A 19,589-nucleotide genomic window follows, 5' to 3' on the forward strand; every position below is an offset into this window, starting at 1 on the left:
CGTTGGCATGGCTGCGCGCGCGGAAGGCGATGGCGCGCTCCAGCGCGGCCGCCGTCTCCGCGTCGGCCAGCACGAGTGCGGCCGCACCGTCGGAGATCAGCGAACAATCGGTGCGGCGCAGCGGCTCGGCCACGTAGGGGTTCTTTTCCGAGACCGTATTGCAGAAGTCGAAGCCGAAATCCTTGCGCATATGGGCGTAAGGGTTCGCCATGCCGTTGGCGTGGTTCTTGGCGGCGATCATGGCGAGCTCTTCGGAGCGGTCGCCGTAGCGCTGGAAGTAGTTCTGGGCGATGCGGGCGAAAAGGCCGGCAAAGCCGCCGTCGATATCGGCTTCCTCCTTGCGGTAGCTGGCGCCGAGCAGGATGTCGCCCACCTCCGCCGTCGGCGTGGCGGTCATCTTCTCCGCGCCCACAACCAGCGCGATGCGTCCGCGCCCCGATTCGATGAAATCCATCGCCGTGTAGATAGCGGCCGAGCCGGTCGCGCAGGCGTTTTCGAGCCGCATGGCGGGCGTGTGGGCGAGCGCCTCATCCGTCATGCCGACGAGCGCGGCCTGGAAATCCTGCTTGGAAAAGCCATTGTTCATGACGCCGACGAAGATGCCGTCCACCTCGCCCGGCTCGACAGCTGCATGCGTGAGGGCCGGGTCCACGACCGAAGCCATCAGCGCCTCCGTGTCGGGCTCTTCCGATTTCCCGAAGGGCGCATGCGCCCAGCCGACGATCTGTGCCTTGTTCATGGCGGGCTCTCGTTCCGGGTATTTGTGAGGGTCTTCCTCTTATCCAGGCAACTCGCAGGAGAGGCGAGCATGCCAACCGAGAGAAAGCTTATTGCCCGGATTTTGCGAAGTAAAGGAACGAGCTTCGCAAACGCAAGAGCGGGACGCGGGCAGGTGGGTCACCCCGCCCTCATTCCAGGCTGAGTGGAACGACGGCCGGAATCCATCCCATATGCGATGGCTCGCAAGCAGGAGCGAGGAGCGGCAGCCGTGGTGTCGCAATTGACAAGCCGGTACGCGAATCTATGGTGCCGCCGAACGGTGGAGGAGGTCGCCTCGGGCCGGTCTGAAAAATGAACGGAGGAGCATCCGATGAGGTTGAGAAAGCTGGGCGCGATCGCCCTTGGTTCCATGCTGGCCGGAATGGCCGCGCTGGGCGCCGCACAGGCGGAGACGTTCCGTCTGTCGCACAATACCGGCGACACGACGACCTGGCAGAGGGGCGCGGAGAAGTTCGGCGAACTCCTGAGCGAAGCGACGGACGACGCCTTCAGCGTGCGTGTGTTCCCCAATGCCCAGCTTTCGGGCGGCGACCAGATGAAGCAGGCGGAGATGGTCGGCCGCGGGGCGATCGACTTCGTCGTCACCTCGGCGATCAACGTCACGCCGCTGGTGCCGGAGATGGCGGTCTTCTCCCTGCCCTATCTCTATTCCTCCTATGAGGACGTGGACGCCACCACCGACGGCGCGCCGGGCGAGCGCATGGCGGAGATTATGGCCGAACACGACGTCATCGTGCTGGCCTGGGGCGAGAACGGCTTCCGCGAGGTCACCAACAACGTGCGTCCTATCAAGACGCCCGAGGACCTGCAGGGCCTGAAGATGCGCGTCGCCGGGCCGATGTATATCGACGTCATGAACGCGCTCGGCGCCAACCCGCAGCAGATGCAGTGGAGCGAGACCTTCACCGCCCTGCAGCAGGGCGTCGTCGACGGGCAGGAAAATCCCATCGGTGCGGTCATCATCCCGCAACGCGTCTACGAGGTGCAGAAATATCTCACCGCCTGGCATTACTCCTATGACCCCCTTTTCCTCGGCGTCAGCCGCAAGCTGTGGGAGTCCTGGGACGAGGAGACGCAGGCCAAGGTGAAGGAAGCCGCCGTCGAGGCGATGGCCTATCAGAAAGAGATCACCCGCGGGGACACGGCGAAGGGCATCGACTTCCTGCGCGAGCAGGGTATGGAGGTCTACGAGCCGACGCCCGAGGAAATCCGGGCCTTCCGCGAGGCGACCCAGCCGGCCTTCGACACATGGGCCGCCAAGGTTGGCGAGGACATCGTCCAATCCTTCCAGAACGCAATCGACGCGTCCAACTGAAGCCTGCGCGCTTTACGGAAGAGGACCGTCCATACCGGTCCTCTTCCCGTGTTTTCCGGGAGGGGAGGGCGAGATGCGGTTCGTGCTGCGCGATGCGGAAAAGATCATCTGCGCAGCGCTGTTTCTGGCGATGACCGCCCTCGGCTTCGTCAATGTCGCCGTGCGCTACCTCACCAACTATTCGCTCGCCGCCACCGAGGAGCTGCTGGTCAACGGCTTTCTGCTCCTGACGATCTTCGGCGCCGCGGTCGCCGCGCGCACCGGCGACCACCTCGCCGTTACCCTCGTCTACGACCTCCTGCCGCCGCCCGCCCGCAAGGTGCTGCTCCTCCTGTCGGGTGCGCTGGCCGTGCTGCTGTTGACGCTCTCGGCATGGTTTTCGTGGCAGCTCCTTTCCAACCAGCTTGCCACCGGCTCGCGCTCCTATGCGCTGCAGATCCCGGCCTGGTATTACAGCGCCGGCCTGCCCTTTGCCTTCGCACTGGTGCTCGTCCGCTATGTCCAGCATGCCCGGGAGACCTGGCGCACGCTCGATGCGGGAGCGGACGGCCATGGCTGAGATCGGGGCCGGCACGCAGATGGTGATCCTCTTTTTCGTGCTGCTTGCGCTGCGTCTGCCGGTCGCCTTCGCGCTCGGCCTCTCGGCGCTCTATGCCATGTGGGTGCTGGGTTTCGGGCTCGACCTCGTCGGCGATCTCATCGCTGCCGGCATCGCCAGGTTTTCGCTTCTCGCCATTCCCTTCTTCATCCTCGCGGGCACGCTGATGGGCTCGCTCGGCATCGCCGAGCGCATGGTGCGCTTCTTCCGCGTGCTCGTCGGCGCGCTGCCGGGCGGCATGGGGATCGTCGGCACGGTGGTGTGCCTCTTCTGGGGCGCCGTCAGCGGCTCCGGTCCAGCCTCGGTTGCGGCCATCGGCCCGCTGATCGTCAAGGGCATGGAGGAGGATGGCTATCCGCGCGGCTTCGCCGCCGGCCTGGTGTGCACGGGGGCGGCCCTTTCCATCGTCATCCCGCCCTCGATCGGCCTCGTCATCTATGGCGTGATCGCCGAAACGTCGATTTCCGAGCTCTTCATCGCTGCCATCATCCCCGGTCTTTCCATGGGCCTCCTGATGCTGCTGACGCTCCCTTTCGCCGGCAAGCACAAGACGGGGCGAGGTGCTGCCAGCCTGGAAAAGCTGATGCCGCAGCCCCATGCGGAGCTGCCCTATGGCAAGAGGCTCTGGCGGAGCTTCCTCGACGCGTTCTGGGGGCTTCTCACGCCGGTCGTCATCCTCGGCGGCATCTATTCCGGCGCCTTCACGGCGACGGAGGCGGCGATCGTCGCGACCGTCTACGCGCTGCTCGTCGGCGGCCTCGTCTACCGCACGCTCAGCCTTTCCGGCCTCTACAAATCGCTGGTCGAGGCGAGCGCCTCCTCGGCGGTGGTGATGCTGGTGGTCGCCTATGCGGGGCTGTTCGGCTGGGTGGTGACGGTGGATGACCTCATCGGGCAATATTCGTCGTTGCTGATCGGCTTGAGCGACAACCAATGGGTCATCCTGCTCGTCATCATGCTGGTGCTTCTCGTCGCCGGCATGTTCATGGATGCCATCACCATCATGTTCATCTCGCTGCCGATCTTCCTGCCGGTTGCGCGCGAGATGGGGTGGGATCCGGTCTGGTTCGGCGTGCTCGTCATGGTCAATCTCGCCATCGGCCTGTTCACGCCGCCAGTCGGCATCAATCTCTATGTCGCGGCCAACATCACACGGCTGCCGCTGGAGCGCATCGCGCGAGGGGCCCTACCTTTCCTGCTCACCAGCTTCGTCGGCCTTGCCTTGATCGCCGCTTTCCCGCAGCTTTCGCGTTTCCTCGTCGATGCGCTGCGCTGAAGGGAGGGAAAGATGGATCTCATCCGTCAATCGGCCGTCTCGATCGTTGAACAACTGAAGGCCGGCGCGATCACGCCGCTCGATCTGCTCGACGCGCTGGAGGCGCGCATCGCGGAGGTCGATGCGATTGTGAACGCGCTGCCGACGCTCTGCTTCGACCGCGCCCGGGCGCATGCACGCCGGTTGATGGACTTGCCGGTCGAAGAGCGCGGTGTCCTCGCCGGCCTGCCCGTCCCCATCAAGGACCTCATCGAGGTGGAAGGCGTGTGCACCACCTTCGGCTCGCCCATCTTCAAGGATCACGTGCCGGAGCGCTCCGACATCCTGGTGCGGCATCTGGAGGAAGAGGGCGGGGTCGTCTACGCCAAGTCCAACACGCCCGAATTCGGCGCCGGCGCCAACACCTTCAACGAGGTCTTCGGCGCCACGCGCAACCCGTGGAACACCAGCCGCTCGGCTGCCGGCTCCAGTGGCGGCGCGGCGGTCTCGCTCGCCACCGGCATGGCCTGGGTGGCGCACGGCTCCGACCTGGGCGGCTCGCTGCGCAATCCCGCAAGCTTCTGCGGCATCGTCGGCATGCGGCCGAGCCCCGGCCGTGTCGCAAAGAATCTGGGCGTAAAGGTCGACGACCTCCTGAGTGTCGAGGGTCCGATGGCACGCACGGTCGAGGATCTTGCCCTGCTGCTCGACGCCATGTGCGGCGAGGATGCGGGCGACCCGGTTTCGCTGCCGCGCGGCGGCACCTCTTTCCTCGGAGCAGCACGCAGGTCACCGCGGCTGAAGCGCGTCGCCTTCAGCGCCGATCTGGGCATCACCCCGATTGACCCGGAGGTGGCCGAGATCTGCCGCCGCGCCGTCTCGCGCTTTGCCGAGCTCGGCATCGCGGTTGAGGAGGCGCATCCGGACTTCAGCAAAGCGCGGCATGCGTTCCAGACATTGCGTGCCGTGGGTTTCGCCGCTTCCCATTCCCGGAAGCTGAAGGACTACCCCGAACTTCTAAAGCCGGAAATGGTCTGGAACGTGGAGAAGGGCCTGAAACTCTCGGTAGAGGAGATCATCGAGGCCGAAGCCGAGCGGCGCGATATCATCGCGGGAACGCTCGCCTTCTTCGAGGAATATGATCTCCTGATGACGTCGGCCACCATCGTGCCGCCCTATCCGGTGGAAGAGCGCTACGTGAGTGGATGCGCGGGCATCACCTTCGACAACTACATCGACTGGCTGGCGATCGCCTACGCCGTCTCGCTCACCACCGCGCCGGCACTTTCGCTGCCCTGCGGCTTCACGGCCGAGGGCCTGCCGGTTGGATTGCAGATCGTCGCCCGCCCGCGCGGCGAAGCGCATCTGTTGGGTGCCGCCGCCGAGCTCGAGCGCCTGCTCGACCTCAACACTCTAATGCCGATCGATCCGCGTCACCGGTGACGAAGAACGCCGGCGGGCTTCATACTGGACTGCGAGATACAGAGATGGACCATTCGCGAGAGATGACATGACGCGCAATGATTTCGACGTCAATTCGATCAGGCCAAGCGGAAGCGCGCCTGTTCAGGCAACGCTTTTCGATCCAGGTGCTGAAGGTCCCTGGCGTGGCTCTTTGCCGGGTGAAGCACTCGGAGCACCGATGACCGTGCTCGCTTACGGCACCGACCGCACTGGCGAAGGCCCACGTCTTCACGTGCATCCCTATGACGAGGTGTTTGTCGTGACCGAGGGTCGGGCCCGCTTTTTCGTTGGAGACACAGTTCTCGAGGCGACTGCCGGTCAGGTTGTGTTTGGCCCGGCCGGCATCCCGCACCGGTTCGAAAATCTGGGACCAGGGCGCTTACAGACGATAGACGTCCACCATTCGCCGCGTTGGATCCAGACCGACCTCGACTAGATGGCCCGGCACTACCACCTAGACTAGATCTTCAAGAACGGACATTCAAGTCGGCACGAGTATCTTCGTGACTGACCCATTTCAGACCTTCCGAGGTCAGATCGCCTTCTTGAAAACTACCCGCACCGGAACGGTTCTCTTGGCCTGCTGCAGCTGTTGGTTTCTCGCTGGGATCGGGTCAGAAACCGGATGCTGTCATGGATCCTCGTCTACAAAGGCATGTCAAGTACCGTGCCGCGGCCCAACATGATCGTGCCTCGAGTACTGTAACAAACGACGCTGCATCCTTCATGTCTCGGAAGCGTGGTTGGCGAGAATGGCCTCTCTGAAAGCTCGGGCCACAGGTCCGAAGGGGCGGTCGATCCTTCGCGCAAGATAGAACTGCACTTCAATCTGGCCGCCGGAGCCTAGCGCGACTACAGGAAGTCGAACGAGTTCCCCGGATTTGAGGTTCTCTGCCACGACCCAGTAGGGTAGTCGCCCCCAGCCGTGACCGGCCCGGATCATTGCGCATTTTGTCTCTTGGTTGTTGACGCGCCAAGTGGTTGGCGAAAGGACGCCGAAATCGCGGCCCTCAGAAAGTTGGGTCGGATCAGACAAGACGATTTGTACGTGCTCAGCAAGCGCCACAGCCTCCAAGGTGCCTAAATCTTCCGCCGCTGCTGCCAGCGGATGTGTTCGTGCAGCGACTGCGACAAAGGGATGCGAATGCATTGCCTCAAGCGCGATGCGAGAATCCGTCAAGTCTTCGCCAGCCAGAATGCCAAGCGTCACTCGCCCATCCTGAATTGCGGCCGGCGGGCCGCCGAGTGGCAAGACCTGCAGCTGGATACTCACGCCAATGTAGCTGCGACGGATGGTTTGTAGCGCCGCCATGACCCAGGGCATCGGGTAGAGCGAGTCGATCACGATCGACAACTCGAGTTCCACTCCCTCGCCGAGTCCGCGAGCTCGCGCCCGCATCGCATCGACTTTCAGGAGAATCGATCGCGCATCAGCCAGTAAGGATTGACCCTGTGGTGTGAGCTTTGGTCGATGCCCGGAGCGGTCGAAGAGCGCCACTCCCAACTGCGACTCCAAGTTTCCCACAGAGTAACTTATCGCGGACTGAACGCGAGACAGGTGTCGCGCGCTGCCGCGAAAACTTCCTGCTTCGGCAACCGAAACGAAAGTTCGCAACTGGTCAAGCGTTAGTGCGTCGAGAATCTGATCGATCCTTTCGAACAATTCTATCGAAACTTTAGCAATTGCCCAGAACAGTTGCCAGTGCCATTCGCAAACGACGCGAAAGCTGAACGCTGAGAAGTGAGGAGAAGCGATGATGTCTCAAGATCGAATCCGCACGGCAGTGATTGTCGGAAGCACCCGTGAAGGGCGCTTTGCAGATACCGTGGCGCGATGGTTCGTCGGGCGCGCGGCGTTGGACGAAGCCATCGACATCGATCTTATAGACCTCGCAGAAGCCGATCTTCCTGCCACTCTCCAAGATGTGCCGCCGCCAGAGGTAGAGGCAATGAAGTCGCGCCTGGCCGATGCGGACGCATTCGTGATGATTACGCCCGAATACAACCACGGTTATCCGGCTTCGCTGAAGTTCGCGCTCGATTCGGCACGAGAAGAGTGGATGGCCAAACCAGTCTCTTTCGTCTCCTATGGCGGCATAGCTGGCGGCCTCAGATCCGTCGAACAACTCCGCCAGGTCTGTGCGGAACTGCACATGGTTTCGACCCGCGATTGTATCAGTTTGCACAATTGCCATGGGCTGTTCGATGAGGCCGGCCTTCTCAAGGAGCCGTCCGGTCCCGATGCAGCGGCGAGGACTATGCTGGATCAGCTTTTGTGGTGGGCCACCGCGCTTCGCAATGCGCGCGCGGAGCGGCCTTATGGAGCATAACGAAGCCTGACTCCCCTAAACTCGCAACCGCCGGCAAGAGGCACAGGCTGCCAGGAGACCGCAGATGCACCACGCCGTATTCTACGAATTTCCAGAAGCAGATCCCGATACAGACCAGTTCACCTACAAGACGGCGACCGGCAGGATAACCATAGTGTTGGTAGACGATCCGTCCAAGGTCCCGGCGCTCGCGAGGACGATGGCAGACACCGGAATCGAATTGGTTGAGTTGTGTGGCGGCATGCCTCTGGCGGTGCGCGCCAAAGTTAGGGCGGCCGTACCCAGCAATACCAGAGTCGCTTCCGTCTCGTTCGGCATTGAATCGATCGTGCAGGCGGCCGAATTCAATCGGGCCTTCACGGATGGCAAGCCCCCTGCGGAGGCCTGCATCGTGTCTGCTCCAGGCGCAAATCCCGCTGCCGACCGTTTCGTCCGCATTGCAGGGTCTCAAAACACCACCTTCATCATGGCGAACGAACGAGCCGCGCCTGACGTTGCGCGCCGGTTGGTGGACCAGGGAGTCGGCTTGATTGAACTCTATGGCGGCTTCTCCGATGAAACCGCTTCGGAGATTATCGAAGCTGTCGCGGGGCGATCTGCCGTCGGCGTGAGTGGCTTCGGGCACGAGCCGCCCAAGGCCCGCTCCAATCAGGAAAGGGAGCAATGACAACTGACCGACTGTTTGCAGTACCGGACGAAGCGGTCGAGCTAAACGCCTATCTCGCGCGCATCGGCTATTCGGGGTCGCGCGAAGCTTCGCTGGCGGTGCTGCATTCACTCCATCGCTTGCATCCTCAGGCAATCGCCTTCGAGAACCTCGACCCACGCCTCGGTCGCCTGCCGGTCCGGCTGGATGCGGCCTCGCTGATGGACAAGCTGGTCCGCGGCAGACGTGGCGGCTATTGCTTCGAGCAGAATTTGCTCTTTGGACATATGTTGTCAGCTCTGGGGTTTCGCGTTTCAGGTCTGGCTGCACGTATCCTGTGGAACCAGCCCGAAGAAGCGAAGACGCCCCGCGGCCATATGCTTCTCAGGGTTCACGCAGGCGGCGAGGACTGCATTGCTGACGTCGGCTTTGGAGCGCTGACGCTTACGGCGCCGTTGCGCCTGCAGCCCGATCTTGAACAAGAGACACCGCATGAGCGCTTCCGCCTTGTCGAGCAAGATGGCCTGTTCCGCCTGGACGCCCGGATCGGCGCCGACTGGAGACCGGTTTACCGCTTCGATCTGCAGGAGCAGGTCCAGGCCGATTACGAGATCACCAACCACTATCTTTCGTCACATCCGGACTCCCATTTCCGACATATGCTGATTGCAGCACGGCCATTCGCGGAAGGCCGCTACGCGCTTCTCGACAATCGGTTGACGGTCCACGCCATCGATGGGCCGTCGGAGCGAAGGCTGCTGACCGATATCACGGAGTTGCACGATGTCCTCAAGAACCACTTCCTCATCGACGTCCCTGCCGGCAGCGACCCAATCCTGGCGGCGGCGATCGCAGAGTCTCAAACTGTCTGAAACCACTTGATTCATCCGGTCGGACGAATGTCCGACGCCACCGAGGGGAAATCCGATGCAGTCCAGACTGAACGCCTTCATGGTGGCGCCAGGAGGTGCACACGCGGGAATGTTCCTATGGGCGCTGATTGTCGGACTGTCATTCCCTGCTGTGGGACTAATGAGCGAGGGGCTACCACCATTGCTCCTGACGGCGATCCGCTTCGCCCTAGCGGCCGCCGCCATCGGAGCGCTCGTCTGGCGTACGCCCGATCGACGGCCAAGCCCTCCTGGCCTCGTCCTCTATGCAGTAATGGGCTTGTGCCTTGCCGGCTTCTTCGGCGCCATGTTCTGGGCCGCACATCAAGTTACCGCACTGTCGATGGCCACGCTGTATGTCAGCGTACCGTTGCTTGCCTACGGCCTTGGCCGGATGATCGGTGTGGAGCGGCCGGATGGTGGGTTGCTGGCCGCATTAGCGCTTGGTGCAGCGGGCGCCTTGTGGCTCGCCTGGGTCGGTAACAGCGGAGGGAATGGTGGCTTGCAGTTCAGCCTCGGCGAGGCTGCTTTCTTCCTGGGGTGCGTCGCGTCCGCTCTTTACCCGGTACTCAGCAAGTGGGGGATCAAGCGTGGATGGCTTTCCGACAGTGCTGCGCTACGCACCTTCTGGAGCCTCTTGGCCGGTGGTGTACTGATCGGACTACTGGGCTTGGCCTTCGAGCCAACGCAAGCGCTCGCACATTTGACTTTCTTCGATTTTCTTATGGTAGCCTACCTGGGAATCTTTTCGAGCGGCGTTACGTTCTGGTTGATGCAGCGAGGAACTGGGGTTCTCACACCAGGCGCGGTGACTGCCTACACCTATCTCGTTCCTTTCGTGTCAATGCTCACCCTGTTTGCCACGGCGCCTGACGAGATTGGATGGCTGTGGCTTCCCGGCAGCGTAGCAGTCGTGCTCGCGATCGGGCTCATGTTGCGTCGGTCCGCAAACGCACCGCGCGAGGCACCTGTCACGAAAACCCGACCGGCAACCGGCTGAGCCTGAAAAGGAAACCGAGGTAGCAAACAGTGTTCTCGATCTTAAGGCTTTAGGGCAAAACCCGCCATCAGCTCAGTCAACGCTCGCCGCAGGGCTGCAGAGGTGATTGTACTCTGCCGCTGGGCACACGAAACAAGTGAACGGAAGTAAATGATGCCAACTTGGTTCTGGTCTCAACATCTTGTTGTCGGGCCGCGCATCGTGAGGAGCGGGCCGGCGTAGCCAGCGATCCTGAAGGGGCGGCGGTAGTCGCCCGGCGAGATGCCTGTCAGGCGCCGGAACGAGGCCGCGTCCTCGTAGCCGACCTCGCGGCCGATCGCGTCCACCGGGTCGGAGCCGGTCTCGAGCATCTGCTTCGCCTCCTCGATGCGCAGCGCTTTGACATTATCCGCGCGACGAGCGTCTGGCTTTGCGGAGCCGCAAGAACAGGCCCAGGCGGAACAGCCGGTCGATGCGGGGCTGCGCCTCGATCGGCTCAACTTCCGCTACGCGATCAGCGGCGACAATCCGCCCTGGCGGCCGGTACGCGGCTTCGACGACTCCCACAAGGTCTATATCCAGTTCCCCACGCGGCTCGATCAGGGCGAGGCGCCGCCGCTTTTCGTCGTCGGCCCGAATGGCGAGAACCAGCTCGTCAATTACCGGGTCAATGGCAGCTATTGACCCTATCCCGACTTTTGTTCCTAAGAAGATCGTCTCCGGAAAGCGGATGTTCCGCTCAACCGGATATCGTGTCTCATTTCCTATTATTCCATGGCCTAGGTGCCCTGATCTGGGTCAGATAAGCTAGGTGCGGACGACTCCAGCCGCTGTTACCGAAAACCGCTCCCACAAAATGCATTGGCCAATAGACGATGAATATTTCCCCAGGAACCGGCGGCACTGAACGGGAAGTGAACGCAATGGGCCGCCTGCGAGCACGCTTACGCAGTCTCTACCACGGTCATTCACAAGGCGCGTTGCGGTTCCAACTCGCTGTCATGGTCGTCGATCTTCTGATCATTGCGTTCTTCGTTGCGAGCCCGGTGCTGCGCGAGCGGCCATCCTTTCTCTGGATCGACTATTCTATCGCGGCACTGCTCGCGGCGGACATCGCGGCGCGCGCCCTTGCCGCCAATGACATTCCACGCTGGCTGCGGCAGCCCACAAGTGTCGTCGATCTCTTCATCCTGCTGACGTTGCTTGCGCCACTCTGGCTGGCCAATCTCGGTTTCCTGCGCGTCCTGCGCCTATGGTCGCTCTCGCGCAGCGGTTTTCTGTGGCGCCCACTTGCCCGGTGGGGCTACGGATCGTGGCGGGAGGTTGTCCATTCGGCTCTCAATCTGGTCACGTTTCTATTCGTGGTGACCGGCTTCATCTACACGTTCTTTTTCCGGGAGGGATCAGGTTTCGCCGGTTATGTCGACGCCCTCTACTATACGGTCACGAGCATGACGACGACCGGCTACGGTGACATCCTCCTGCCAGGTATGTGGGGTAAGCTGACCTCGGTCGTCATCATGATTGCCGGCATTTCGCTTTTCATTCGTCTGGCCCAGGCGATCTTTCGCCCCTACAAGGTCCGATATCCATGCCCGCAATGCGGGCTGCAACGCCACGACCCCGATGCGGTTCATTGCAAGGCTTGCGGCTATCCCCTCAAGATTCCCGATCCCGACGAATGAGAAAGAGCCATTCGGCACGGCTGGTGATGTACCAGATTTTAAGTGAATATCCGGGTACTTCTTCAACGTTCCGTCGGTCGATAGCTGGGCGAGGAAGGTGGCGACTTCTCGGGGCTAGCTCGGCCAGCCTAGTGATCGATCTCGTCGAGCAATTCCGCGATCTGTTCAGCTTCGAGTTTCCCGTCAGTGCCAATGAACTCGGCCAGCTCAAGGGCCGCAAGGCGTAGCTCAAACAAGTCGACGTCCGATATGCGGCTCGTGGCACTCAGAAGAAACCGCCTATATCGAGTATTGTCGATTGGCCTGCTTTCATTGATCAGTTCACGCAGTTCCGCACCGTCGGTCGCTCGCACCATGAGATCTGATTCCCCGGTCGCCAGACCACCGCGTATCCGTCCTTGAGCAAGACCTCCCCGGCGGTCTCCCCAGTTCGGCAATCTTACCCAGACGAGAGGACGTTCCCACCGGTCCCTCACGCCCGAGTCTTCCACCTTCACGTCCTGGCGAAGCAGTTCCTCCAAACGGCGCCTTGCCTGCTCGCCAAGAAATTTCTCCTGCTGACATTCCGGGCTGTAGATCTCAGGTGTGTCCACCGCGGACTGATTTGGGGCACCCGGTCCCATGATGCGCATGTTCTCGCCGTCGCATTTGATGGTGTCGCCGTCGACCGCTGATAGGGAGAGGCACGTCAAGACAGCAGTGCTGACTAACTCGATCACATTTGCCCCCCACAGCGTCTATTCCCGGTCTTCTTCGCAGTTTTGGAAGCAGTGGCCAAGCCGCTTCCACCCGTAGTTCATCGGAATTGCGAGGGTATCGGTAAACGCTTGCGAGCGCCCATCTCACCTCTCCTCCAGCTCTGGCGCAGCGACTATAGCCGCAAGGCGGAGGAGAGCCGTCCACTGCATCAAGAGCAGACTGGCGGCTTCTGTTGCAAGATGTTGGTGAGCGGACGTTCAGCACCGTAAAGGAGTTGTCCTGATTCAACCCTTTCGCGGCCGTCTCGGGCCAAGACACTTGAAAAGAGGGCCTTCGCTGGAGAGACGTCCATAGAAGCCAACGCTCGATACTTAGCGCTAGCGTCTCCACACGGTGCGCCCATCCGCCAGCGCTGGTGCCGAATAGCCCAGTTTGGCGCCCCAGTCCGGGCTCGCTCGATAGTCGAGCCCAGTCAGCAGGAAACCGAGGCCGAACTCGGCTGCCACATCCAGTTGGGCGCGGAACATGTCGCGCATGACGGTGACAGCGCTCGGGATGTCAAGCAATGGGAACATGGCGAATTGGGGCAGTTCGAACCCATGACGGTACATGATTTCGGTTTCGGACCCCCCTTCGGTGAAGAAGACGGTGCCCGACCCGGCTAAGGGAAGTGGTGAGGGTGGCGCGCGCATCTCAAGCCCCCGGTGCGATGTTCTGGTTGAAGCGGAACCGGTTTTCAGGGTCGTACTTCGTCTTGATCTCCACGAGACGCTGGTAATTCGATCCAAAACTGGTGCGGGTCAGCGCGGCGCCGTCTTCGCCGTGGCCGGGGAAGTTGAGATAGACGCGGCCGTGATGGCCAAAGCGCTCCGACGCCTTCCAACCATCGCGGGCCCAGGCAATGTTCGCGGCATCTTCGCCAGGATCGGACCAGACACCGTCCAGAGAATACATCCACCCCATGGACCGGTCGCCGAAAGCCGTGGCCTCGGCCGGAACCTGCGCCGTCGCCCCACCGAAATTCCACAGAGATGACAGCGTATTGTCAGAAGGGGCAGCCTTGGCGTTCTGCATTGCAAGATCGATCATCTCGTCGCTCAGGCCGGTCAGATACCGCGCCTTCCAGTAGCAGCGGAAATCGCCTGACGGCATCAACGTGTCGAAGAGCTGCTGAACATCGCAATAGGCCATCCGACCGGAAAAATCGGCGACCATGGTGCCGAGTTCGCGCAAGGGCTGAAGCAGCGCTTCGCCTTCCGCGGCATCGCCGTTGTAGACGCAAGCCAGCGTATAGACGCGCTTTCCCCGATACTTTTCGGGAAAATCCTCGCCGCCGGCAGTGGAGAACTCGCAGAGCGATCCGACACGATCACCATGCCTGGCCAGAAATTCGCGCCACGCGCGGATCGGGCCGGGACCGTCGTCGACGGCATATATGGGGGCCGCGAACATCACTTCGGGGCCGATGGGGTGAAGCGCGAATTCGAACCGTACGACGACGCCAAAATTACCGCCCCCGCCCTTGAGCGCCCAGAGCAGGTCAGGGTTCTCGTCTTCACTGGCACGGACAAGCGCGCCATCTGCCGTGACCACATCCGCCGCGATCAGATTGTCGACCGAAAGTCCGTGCCTGGCGCGCAGCCATCCAATCCCGCCGGACAGGGTCAACCCGGCCACGCCAGTCTCCGAAATGAGACCGCCGGGCGTCGCAAGGCCATGCGCCTGGCTGGCCTTGTCGACATCGCGCCACAGGGCGCCACCTTCAACGACGGCAACGCGCGCCTCGGCATCCACCGTGACGCCGCGCATGAGCGACAGGTCGATCATTACGCCGTCGTCGCAGACTGCGTGACCCGCCACATTGTGACCGCCGCCACGGATCGCTATGGGCAGATCCCGCGCCACAGCCATCGATACGGCCGTTATCACGTCATCCACGTCCTTGCAGCGCGCGATAAGCGCCGGGCGCCGGTCAATCATGGCGTTCCAGACCATTCTCGCCTCGTCGAACCCCGGGTCGCCGGGTCGAAATATCTCTCCGCCAAAATCTTCAGTGATTGGGTCAAGAGCCGTTCTCAGATCGTCCATTTCAAAACTCCTTTGCAGCGTTGCGATGGAGCTACGACGGCCTCAGCGGTCGGGGCAGTGGCGATTTGGTCATGAACGGGCCATACTGGACAGGCGACCGAGGCATACGCGCCAAAACCGCGCCAAAAGAGCCAGAAGACCGCTGTGAGCAGTTCGAAAAAGCCATTGATCGTGTTGCTGGCGGAGCCGGAAACCTCGGCCTCGGTCCTCTATGGCCTCTATGACGTCTTGCTATCGGCCGGGGCGGTATACACCGACATGGTCGCCGGCACGCCGGGTCAGGAATTGCTGGAGGTCAAGATCGCCTCGGCGGACGGCAAGGCTTTTCACTGTTTGGGCAATATCCCGGTCGAGCCGCACGCTGCCATCGACGATCTGGACAAGGCGGACGCCGTGATCGTCTGCGACATGTATACGTCGATCTATGATGTGCCCATGGGGCGCTACCCACGGGAGGCGGCCTGGCTGAAGAGGCTCCATCGAGATGGGGCGCTCATCTGCTCGGTTTGTTCCGGGGCTCTTCTGATCGCGGAAACCGGTCTCTTGAATGGGCATAGGGCGACGGCCCATTGGGCCTATCGAAGCATGTTCCAGCGCAACTATCCCAAAATCGCATTTCGCAACGAGTCCGTCCTTTGTCTGGAGGCGGAAGGCGACCGCATCGTCACCGCAGGCGGGGTCAGCGCCTGGCATGATCTGGCGGTGTATCTGATCGCCAGGTACTGCGGATATCAGCAAGCGATCGAGACTGCGAAAGTATTCCTGATCAGCGGGCATTCCGAAGGCCAATCCCCTTATGCGGTGATGACCCGTCCAATGGCGTCGGAAGACGGGCCGATCTCGGATTGCCAAGTCTGGATCGCCGACAACTACGCAATGGCCAAACCGGTGGAACGAATGGTCGCGCGATCTGGTCTGAACGCGCGCACCTTTTCGCGTCGTTTCAAGGCGGCGACGGGCTTTGCGCCGATAGAATACGTGCAGGCAATGCGAATCGAGGAAGCGAAGCAAATGCTGGAGACGGACACTCTGTCGGTCGACGAGGTCGGCGCTTCGGTCGGATATGACGACCCGGCCTCTTTTCGCAGGGTCTTCAAGCGTGGCGTGGGATTGTCGCCGTCTGCCTACAGGAAGAAGTTCCAGCGTATCTCGCAGATAGCCAGACCGCTTGAGGCCCATTGATTTCGCTGTGCCACGCAGCGAATTGCGCCTCGCCCGTGCCACGGGTCGCGAGGGGGGCGCTAGAGGACTGACTGCTTCCGTCATCGGCAAAGCGATTGCGGACGTTCATGCCGGGCTCAACAGAGCCTGGAGCGATCGTTTGCTGCCAATGCAGTAAAAATCCTCTACTGCACGGAAACACTGTCCAAGTGCCGCAACTTGTCCGGGTTCCTGGTGATGTAGATCGCGACGATCTTTTCTTCCGCGATCTGCAAGGCGGTGGTCTGCATCAGACCACCGCTTTCGACGGTGATAAAGCCGGGAAGTCCGTCGATGACAGCGTAGCGGATGAGAAGCGACGGCGACTGGCTAAACTCCTGCGCAAGTTGGACATGCCGTGCCATGACTTCGGCGAGGCCAACCAGCGGACGCGGGGAGGCCGGCACCTTGCCCCCACCGTCCGTGCAAGCCGTAACATCTTCGGCGAGAAGCGACCGAAGCGTCCCCATGTCACCATTGCGCGAAGCGGCATAGAAGGCCGCAGCAATTTCCAGCCCATGTTCCTTCGTCACTACGAAACGCGGCCGGGCGGCCCGGATATGCTCCCGCGCCCGGCTGGCAAGCTTGCGGCAGGTAGCCGGTTCACGGTCGATGGCACCGGCCACATCACCAAAGCCTATCCCAAAAACGTCGTGGAGCAGGAATGCGGCGCGTTCCAGCGGCGAAAGGCGTTCCAGTGCGATCATCAGCGGAAGCGTGATGTCATCGATGGTTTCGGGTTCCTCGACCTCGACGATGGGTTCAGGGAGCCACGGCCCGATATAGGTCTCACGCCTGCGCCGAGCGGATTTCAGCTCGTTGAGGCAAAGGCGCATGACGATAGTTCGCAGCAAGGCCGCCGGTGCACGCACCGCATCGCGATCCGCGGCCAGCCACCGTGCCCACGCATCCTGAACGACATCCTCGGCGTCCGCCACCGATCCCAGCATCCGATACGCCAGTCGGACGAGGCGTGGCCGCAAATCGACGAATGACGGATCGGAATGGATGTCATTCATTCTGCCACCTTCTTGCCGACTATTCCGCCAGAACCGAATTGACCCTATAGAGGTTGGGCGCGACGGACTTCGCGAGCCCGGCGAACTGCTTAAGCTGATCCTGCGTCTCCGGCTTCTTCATGAAGCTCTCGAAGTGTTCCTTCGACGTCCATTGCGCGTAGTTGACTACCTTCTGGCCGTCGAGGCTGCTGTGAATGCTGACCGATATGAAACCGGGCTGATGCTGGATCGTGCTTGCGGTCGCTTCCGAGAGCACCTTCGCCAATTCGGCCTGTTTTTCGGGTTCGACCTCATACACATTGATGAGTGTCAGGTGTTCCGCCTGAGAATCAATCGTCGCTGTTGTCTTGTTGGTCATCGTCATCTCCTTTGAGAGTTGTCGTTACAAAAGACATGACAACGATGGCTCACAAAATGTGACATGCGTCGAGAACGTCTTCTTAGGTGAGTCCGGAACTTGAGCTCCGAACATCAGACATGGGGCGCGCGTTGTGGCCCGGCAGGGGCCGTAGGACGACTGTCGGTTTTTGGCTTTGGGGAAGCGATAGCTGTCGTTCAACCTGCTGGGGTTGAGGTCACGAACGAGCCCACTTTGCCCATTCGTTTCGTTGCAGCGAACGACCGGTTCCATCTTGACTTGGAGTAACTCCAAGCCCGTATGACATCGGGCAGGAGTGAACATCATGAAGATCTCAGAAGCAGCCGTCAAATGCGGGCTCTCAAGCGATACGATACGGTTCTACGACAAAAGCGGAATGCTGCCAGAGATCAGCCGGGGCCAAGACGGCCATCGGCACTTCACTCCCAAAGATGTTGAGTGGCTCACGTTGCTCTACTGGCTTCGCGAAACAGGAATGTCCCTCAGCGCGATGCGCCGATTCACCCGACTCGCCAAGCAGGGTGATGATGGACTGGCGGAAAGACGTCAAATTCTTCTTGAGCACCGCGAGGAACTCATGCGCCAGCGCAAGGCGCTGGATCGGTGTGACGAAGTTTTGGCGATCAAGATCGCAAGTTATGCGGCCACAGAGAAGGACGAGGGATGAAATTTGCCTTTCTGATCGAACCTCCGTTTAATTACAGGGATGCGTCCGGGGCAATCCTCGGCCATGACGTCGAGATTGCGCGCCAAGTCTGCGGTGCACTCCGTCAGAGCTTCGAACCGATGGAAACCGAATTTGCGCAACTACTTACGGGACTCTCTGATGGTCGTTGGCAGATGACGACCGGCCTGTTCGCAACGGCGGAGCGTCAGAAAATCGCGGCCTTCACGCACCCGATCTGGGCACTGCCGGACGGACTGCTTGTCCGAGAAAGCAATCCTCTTGGCCTTATTGGCTATCGTTCGGTTGCCGCAAACGGCGCCGCTGTGCTGGCCGTCATCCAGGATCAATTCCAACATCGCTCGGCCGTAGAATTCGGGGTACCCAAAGAGCGTTTGCGTGTATTCCAAACATACACCGAGGCCGCCGCAGCGGTGCGGGAAGGCTACGCCGACGCCTATGCGAGCGTGGGCCGCGCTCATACAGGGTTTATCGAGCAGAACCCGGAATGGCGTCTTGAAGAGACGAGCGTGCCGGTCACTGAGAAGCCTCCTGCCTTCGGCGCCTTTGCCGCTGCGCGGGAAGATCGAGAACTTGTGGCCGAAATCAACCAGGCCCTCGCTTTCTTCCTCGGCACCGCAGAGCACAGGAATATGGCAAAGAAATACGGGTTCTCGGACATCGAAGTGGACTTGGTAGCACTGAGCGAAAACCGATAGCGGACATTCAGTCAACGGCAGCTTCGTCCGCACCCGCGACCTCCAGCCTTGTCGCAGGCAATGGCGGAAAAGCTGGCCTCTACAGCCGAGATGCGGCGCAATCCTGCTCGGCAGCCTGGGGGCCGCGAGCCGACCGGCAGCTTTGAGGTTCGGATTTTCCATAGCGGACATTGCGACAATCCACGTTCAAAGATGAACTGACGGATCAAAAACGCTATCCGTTCGCCAACGCATCGTTCGACCGCCACAGCATGCCTCGCGCAATTTCTTTGGCTTCTCGCATGGGTTGGTTCGTTCGCTCGTGCAACGCGGTCACCGTCGCGCCGTCGATGAGCAGGACCAGTTGCGGAGCGAGCGTTTCGGCATCGCGGTAACCGGCGGCGACTAGACATTTTCCGAGGAATTCCGCCACGGCGCGCTTATGTTCTTTGGCGATCCGGAATACCGGACTGGCGGGGTCGGCGATCTCGGCCATTGCGTTGATGAATGCGCAACCGCGATAATCCGACCAGTCCGACCTTTCCGCGAGCGCATCGAAGACGGCCAGCGGATCCCCGCCGAGATCGCGGACGCGCGTTTCCAGCCACTCGCGGTACGCCCTATCGTGGCCGCGCAGCATGGTGACGACCAGATCATCCTTGCTGGCGAAGTGCCGGTAGAAAGAGGCGCGACCAACGCCCGAGACGGATAGAAGCCGCTCCAGACCCACCGCCTGAATGCCTTCCGCATAGAACAACTTCTCGGCAGTTTCGATCAAACGTTCACGTGCGCGTGTCGGCATCTACAGAGTCCTTGACAGATACGGAACCAATCAGTACCGAATGCATGAACGGAACTGATCGGTTCCAACTTATGAGATGCAAAGCGGCCCGTCCAGCC

22 protein-coding genes and 1 pseudogene are annotated in these 19,589 nt (G+C 61.3%); 14 read left to right on the plus strand and 9 right to left on the minus strand.

Features of this window, described 5'->3' with window-relative positions; genetic code table 11:
• Positions 1-739: pseudogene (locus ACFP9U_RS01250) on the minus strand (thiolase domain-containing protein); the annotation flags it as partial.
• A gap of 351 nt (positions 740-1,090) precedes the next feature.
• Between ACFP9U_RS01250 and ACFP9U_RS01255 the strand changes: the two are divergent.
• From ACFP9U_RS01255 to ACFP9U_RS01275, 5 genes are all read left to right on the plus strand, one after another.
• On the plus strand, positions 1,091-2,095 hold the full coding sequence (locus ACFP9U_RS01255; RefSeq protein ID WP_378618427.1) for a DctP family TRAP transporter solute-binding subunit: 1,005 nt from the start codon (positions 1,091-1,093) through the stop codon (positions 2,093-2,095).
• 73 nt (positions 2,096-2,168) lie between these two features.
• A complete protein-coding gene (locus ACFP9U_RS01260) occupies positions 2,169-2,654 on the plus strand; it encodes a TRAP transporter small permease (RefSeq protein WP_378618428.1) in 486 nt (161 codons plus the stop codon).
• Positions 2,647-3,969 carry a TRAP transporter large permease gene (locus ACFP9U_RS01265; protein WP_378618430.1) on the plus strand — a complete coding sequence of 441 codons (1,323 nt, stop codon included), beginning with the start codon at positions 2,647-2,649 and terminating at the stop codon, positions 3,967-3,969. Before ACFP9U_RS01260 ends, ACFP9U_RS01265 begins: the two co-directional genes overlap by 8 nt.
• Before the next feature lie 12 nt (positions 3,970-3,981).
• On the plus strand, positions 3,982-5,391 hold the full coding sequence (locus tag ACFP9U_RS01270) for an amidase (RefSeq protein WP_378618432.1): 1,410 nt from the start codon (positions 3,982-3,984) through the stop codon (positions 5,389-5,391).
• Between the two features lie 67 nt (positions 5,392-5,458).
• On the plus strand, positions 5,459-5,848 hold the full coding sequence (locus ACFP9U_RS01275) for a cupin domain-containing protein (RefSeq protein WP_378618433.1): 390 nt from the start codon (positions 5,459-5,461) through the stop codon (positions 5,846-5,848).
• A 288-nt stretch (positions 5,849-6,136) separates the two neighbouring features.
• On the opposite strand, the gene ACFP9U_RS01280 is transcribed toward ACFP9U_RS01275, so the two are convergent.
• On the minus strand, positions 6,137-7,075 hold the full coding sequence (locus tag ACFP9U_RS01280; protein ID WP_378618435.1) for a LysR family transcriptional regulator: 939 nt from the start codon (positions 7,073-7,075) through the stop codon (positions 6,137-6,139).
• A gap of 91 nt (positions 7,076-7,166) precedes the next feature.
• Between ACFP9U_RS01280 and ACFP9U_RS01285 the strand changes: the two genes are divergently transcribed.
• The 4 genes from ACFP9U_RS01285 to ACFP9U_RS01300 all read left to right on the plus strand — a co-directional run bounded on the left by ACFP9U_RS01285 (position 7,167) and on the right by ACFP9U_RS01300 (position 10,278).
• Positions 7,167-7,742, plus strand: coding sequence for an NADPH-dependent FMN reductase (locus ACFP9U_RS01285; protein WP_378618437.1), 576 nt, complete (start codon positions 7,167-7,169; stop codon positions 7,740-7,742).
• Positions 7,743-7,806: 64 nt separating this feature from the next.
• A complete protein-coding gene (locus tag ACFP9U_RS01290; protein WP_378618438.1) occupies positions 7,807-8,409 on the plus strand; it encodes a DUF6506 family protein in 603 nt (200 codons plus the stop codon).
• Complete coding sequence (locus ACFP9U_RS01295) at positions 8,406-9,260, plus strand: arylamine N-acetyltransferase family protein (RefSeq protein WP_378618440.1); 855 nt, start codon at positions 8,406-8,408, stop codon at positions 9,258-9,260. The genes ACFP9U_RS01290 and ACFP9U_RS01295 overlap by 4 nt, the downstream gene beginning before the upstream one ends.
• Positions 9,261-9,315: 55 nt before the next feature.
• Positions 9,316-10,278: a DMT family transporter gene (locus tag ACFP9U_RS01300; RefSeq protein WP_378618441.1), complete on the plus strand. Its 963-nt coding sequence runs from the start codon at positions 9,316-9,318 to the stop codon at positions 10,276-10,278.
• A gap of 173 nt (positions 10,279-10,451) precedes the next feature.
• On the opposite strand, the gene ACFP9U_RS01305 is transcribed toward ACFP9U_RS01300, so the two are convergent.
• Positions 10,452-10,628 carry a hypothetical protein gene (locus ACFP9U_RS01305; RefSeq protein WP_378618443.1) on the minus strand — a complete coding sequence of 59 codons (177 nt, stop codon included), beginning with the start codon at positions 10,626-10,628 and terminating at the stop codon, positions 10,452-10,454.
• 28 nt (positions 10,629-10,656) lie between these two features.
• On the opposite strand from ACFP9U_RS01305, the gene ACFP9U_RS01310 reads away from it, so the two are divergent.
• Entirely contained in the window at positions 10,657-10,941 is a 285-nt protein-coding gene (locus ACFP9U_RS01310) for a TrbG/VirB9 family P-type conjugative transfer protein (RefSeq protein ID WP_378618444.1), read from the plus strand.
• Between the two features lie 239 nt (positions 10,942-11,180).
• The gene (locus ACFP9U_RS01315) at positions 11,181-11,942 is read left to right on the plus strand and encodes an ion channel (protein ID WP_378618446.1); all 762 of its coding nucleotides are present in this window, start codon (positions 11,181-11,183) and stop codon (positions 11,940-11,942) included.
• A 128-nt stretch (positions 11,943-12,070) separates the two neighbouring features.
• Here ACFP9U_RS01315 and ACFP9U_RS01320 read toward each other — a convergent pair whose 3' ends face one another.
• The 3 genes from ACFP9U_RS01320 to ACFP9U_RS01330 all read right to left on the minus strand — a co-directional run bounded on the left by ACFP9U_RS01320 (position 12,071) and on the right by ACFP9U_RS01330 (position 14,636).
• Positions 12,071-12,661, minus strand: a complete 591-nt coding sequence (locus ACFP9U_RS01320; protein WP_378618447.1) for a thermonuclease family protein — start codon at positions 12,659-12,661, stop codon at positions 12,071-12,073.
• A 357-nt stretch (positions 12,662-13,018) separates the two neighbouring features.
• Positions 13,019-13,252 (minus strand): hypothetical protein, encoded by a 234-nt coding sequence (locus tag ACFP9U_RS01325; protein ID WP_378618449.1) that lies wholly within the window; start codon positions 13,250-13,252, stop codon positions 13,019-13,021.
• Positions 13,253-13,334: 82 nt separating this feature from the next.
• A complete protein-coding gene (locus ACFP9U_RS01330) occupies positions 13,335-14,636 on the minus strand; it encodes an FAD-binding oxidoreductase (protein ID WP_378618450.1) in 1,302 nt (433 codons plus the stop codon).
• Positions 14,637-14,873: 237 nt separating this feature from the next.
• Between ACFP9U_RS01330 and ACFP9U_RS01335 the strand changes: the two genes are divergently transcribed.
• Positions 14,874-15,911, plus strand: coding sequence for a GlxA family transcriptional regulator (locus ACFP9U_RS01335; RefSeq protein WP_378618452.1), 1,038 nt, complete (start codon positions 14,874-14,876; stop codon positions 15,909-15,911).
• A gap of 164 nt (positions 15,912-16,075) precedes the next feature.
• On the opposite strand, the gene ACFP9U_RS01340 is transcribed toward ACFP9U_RS01335, so the two are convergent.
• Positions 16,076-16,948: a sigma-70 family RNA polymerase sigma factor gene (locus tag ACFP9U_RS01340; RefSeq protein WP_378618453.1), complete on the minus strand. Its 873-nt coding sequence runs from the start codon at positions 16,946-16,948 to the stop codon at positions 16,076-16,078.
• A 19-nt stretch (positions 16,949-16,967) separates the two neighbouring features.
• Positions 16,968-17,306 carry an antibiotic biosynthesis monooxygenase family protein gene (locus ACFP9U_RS01345; RefSeq protein ID WP_378618455.1) on the minus strand — a complete coding sequence of 113 codons (339 nt, stop codon included), beginning with the start codon at positions 17,304-17,306 and terminating at the stop codon, positions 16,968-16,970.
• A 325-nt stretch (positions 17,307-17,631) separates the two neighbouring features.
• Between ACFP9U_RS01345 and ACFP9U_RS01350 the strand changes: the two genes are divergently transcribed.
• A complete protein-coding gene (locus ACFP9U_RS01350; RefSeq protein ID WP_378618457.1) occupies positions 17,632-17,994 on the plus strand; it encodes a MerR family transcriptional regulator in 363 nt (120 codons plus the stop codon).
• Positions 17,991-18,710 carry a transporter substrate-binding domain-containing protein gene (locus ACFP9U_RS01355; protein WP_378618458.1) on the plus strand — a complete coding sequence of 240 codons (720 nt, stop codon included), beginning with the start codon at positions 17,991-17,993 and terminating at the stop codon, positions 18,708-18,710. Before ACFP9U_RS01350 ends, ACFP9U_RS01355 begins: the two co-directional genes overlap by 4 nt.
• 214 nt (positions 18,711-18,924) lie before the next feature.
• On the opposite strand, the gene ACFP9U_RS01360 is transcribed toward ACFP9U_RS01355, so the two are convergent.
• Entirely contained in the window at positions 18,925-19,491 is a 567-nt protein-coding gene (locus ACFP9U_RS01360; protein WP_378618460.1) for a TetR/AcrR family transcriptional regulator, read from the minus strand.
• Positions 19,492-19,589: the final 98 nt, after the last annotated feature.

Source organism: Nitratireductor sp. GCM10026969 (assembly GCF_042660605.1).
Classification (GTDB): domain Bacteria; phylum Pseudomonadota; class Alphaproteobacteria; order Rhizobiales; family Rhizobiaceae; genus Chelativorans.

Coding starts and splice junctions, on each gene's coding strand:
- ACFP9U_RS01255 (WP_378618427.1), top strand. CDS start 1,091: ATGAGGTTGAGAAAGCTGGGCGCGATCGCCCTTGGTTCCATGCTGGCC.
- ACFP9U_RS01260 (WP_378618428.1), top strand. CDS start 2,169: ATGCGGTTCGTGCTGCGCGATGCGGAAAAGATCATCTGCGCAGCGCTG.
- ACFP9U_RS01265 (WP_378618430.1), top strand. CDS start 2,647: ATGGCTGAGATCGGGGCCGGCACGCAGATGGTGATCCTCTTTTTCGTG.
- ACFP9U_RS01270 (WP_378618432.1), top strand. CDS start 3,982: ATGGATCTCATCCGTCAATCGGCCGTCTCGATCGTTGAACAACTGAAG.
- ACFP9U_RS01275 (WP_378618433.1), top strand. CDS start 5,459: ATGACGCGCAATGATTTCGACGTCAATTCGATCAGGCCAAGCGGAAGC.
- ACFP9U_RS01285 (WP_378618437.1), top strand. CDS start 7,167: ATGATGTCTCAAGATCGAATCCGCACGGCAGTGATTGTCGGAAGCACC.
- ACFP9U_RS01290 (WP_378618438.1), top strand. CDS start 7,807: ATGCACCACGCCGTATTCTACGAATTTCCAGAAGCAGATCCCGATACA.
- ACFP9U_RS01295 (WP_378618440.1), top strand. CDS start 8,406: ATGACAACTGACCGACTGTTTGCAGTACCGGACGAAGCGGTCGAGCTA.
- ACFP9U_RS01300 (WP_378618441.1), top strand. CDS start 9,316: ATGCAGTCCAGACTGAACGCCTTCATGGTGGCGCCAGGAGGTGCACAC.
- ACFP9U_RS01305 (WP_378618443.1), bottom strand. CDS start 10,628: ATGCTCGAGACCGGCTCCGACCCGGTGGACGCGATCGGCCGCGAGGTC.
- ACFP9U_RS01315 (WP_378618446.1), top strand. CDS start 11,181: ATGGGCCGCCTGCGAGCACGCTTACGCAGTCTCTACCACGGTCATTCA.
- ACFP9U_RS01325 (WP_378618449.1), bottom strand. CDS start 13,252: ATGTACCGTCATGGGTTCGAACTGCCCCAATTCGCCATGTTCCCATTG.
- ACFP9U_RS01330 (WP_378618450.1), bottom strand. CDS start 14,636: ATGGTCTGGAACGCCATGATTGACCGGCGCCCGGCGCTTATCGCGCGC.
- ACFP9U_RS01340 (WP_378618453.1), bottom strand. CDS start 16,948: ATGAATGACATCCATTCCGATCCGTCATTCGTCGATTTGCGGCCACGC.
- ACFP9U_RS01345 (WP_378618455.1), bottom strand. CDS start 17,306: ATGACCAACAAGACAACAGCGACGATTGATTCTCAGGCGGAACACCTG.
- ACFP9U_RS01350 (WP_378618457.1), top strand. CDS start 17,632: ATGAAGATCTCAGAAGCAGCCGTCAAATGCGGGCTCTCAAGCGATACG.
- ACFP9U_RS01355 (WP_378618458.1), top strand. CDS start 17,991: ATGAAATTTGCCTTTCTGATCGAACCTCCGTTTAATTACAGGGATGCG.
- ACFP9U_RS01360 (WP_378618460.1), bottom strand. CDS start 19,491: ATGCCGACACGCGCACGTGAACGTTTGATCGAAACTGCCGAGAAGTTG.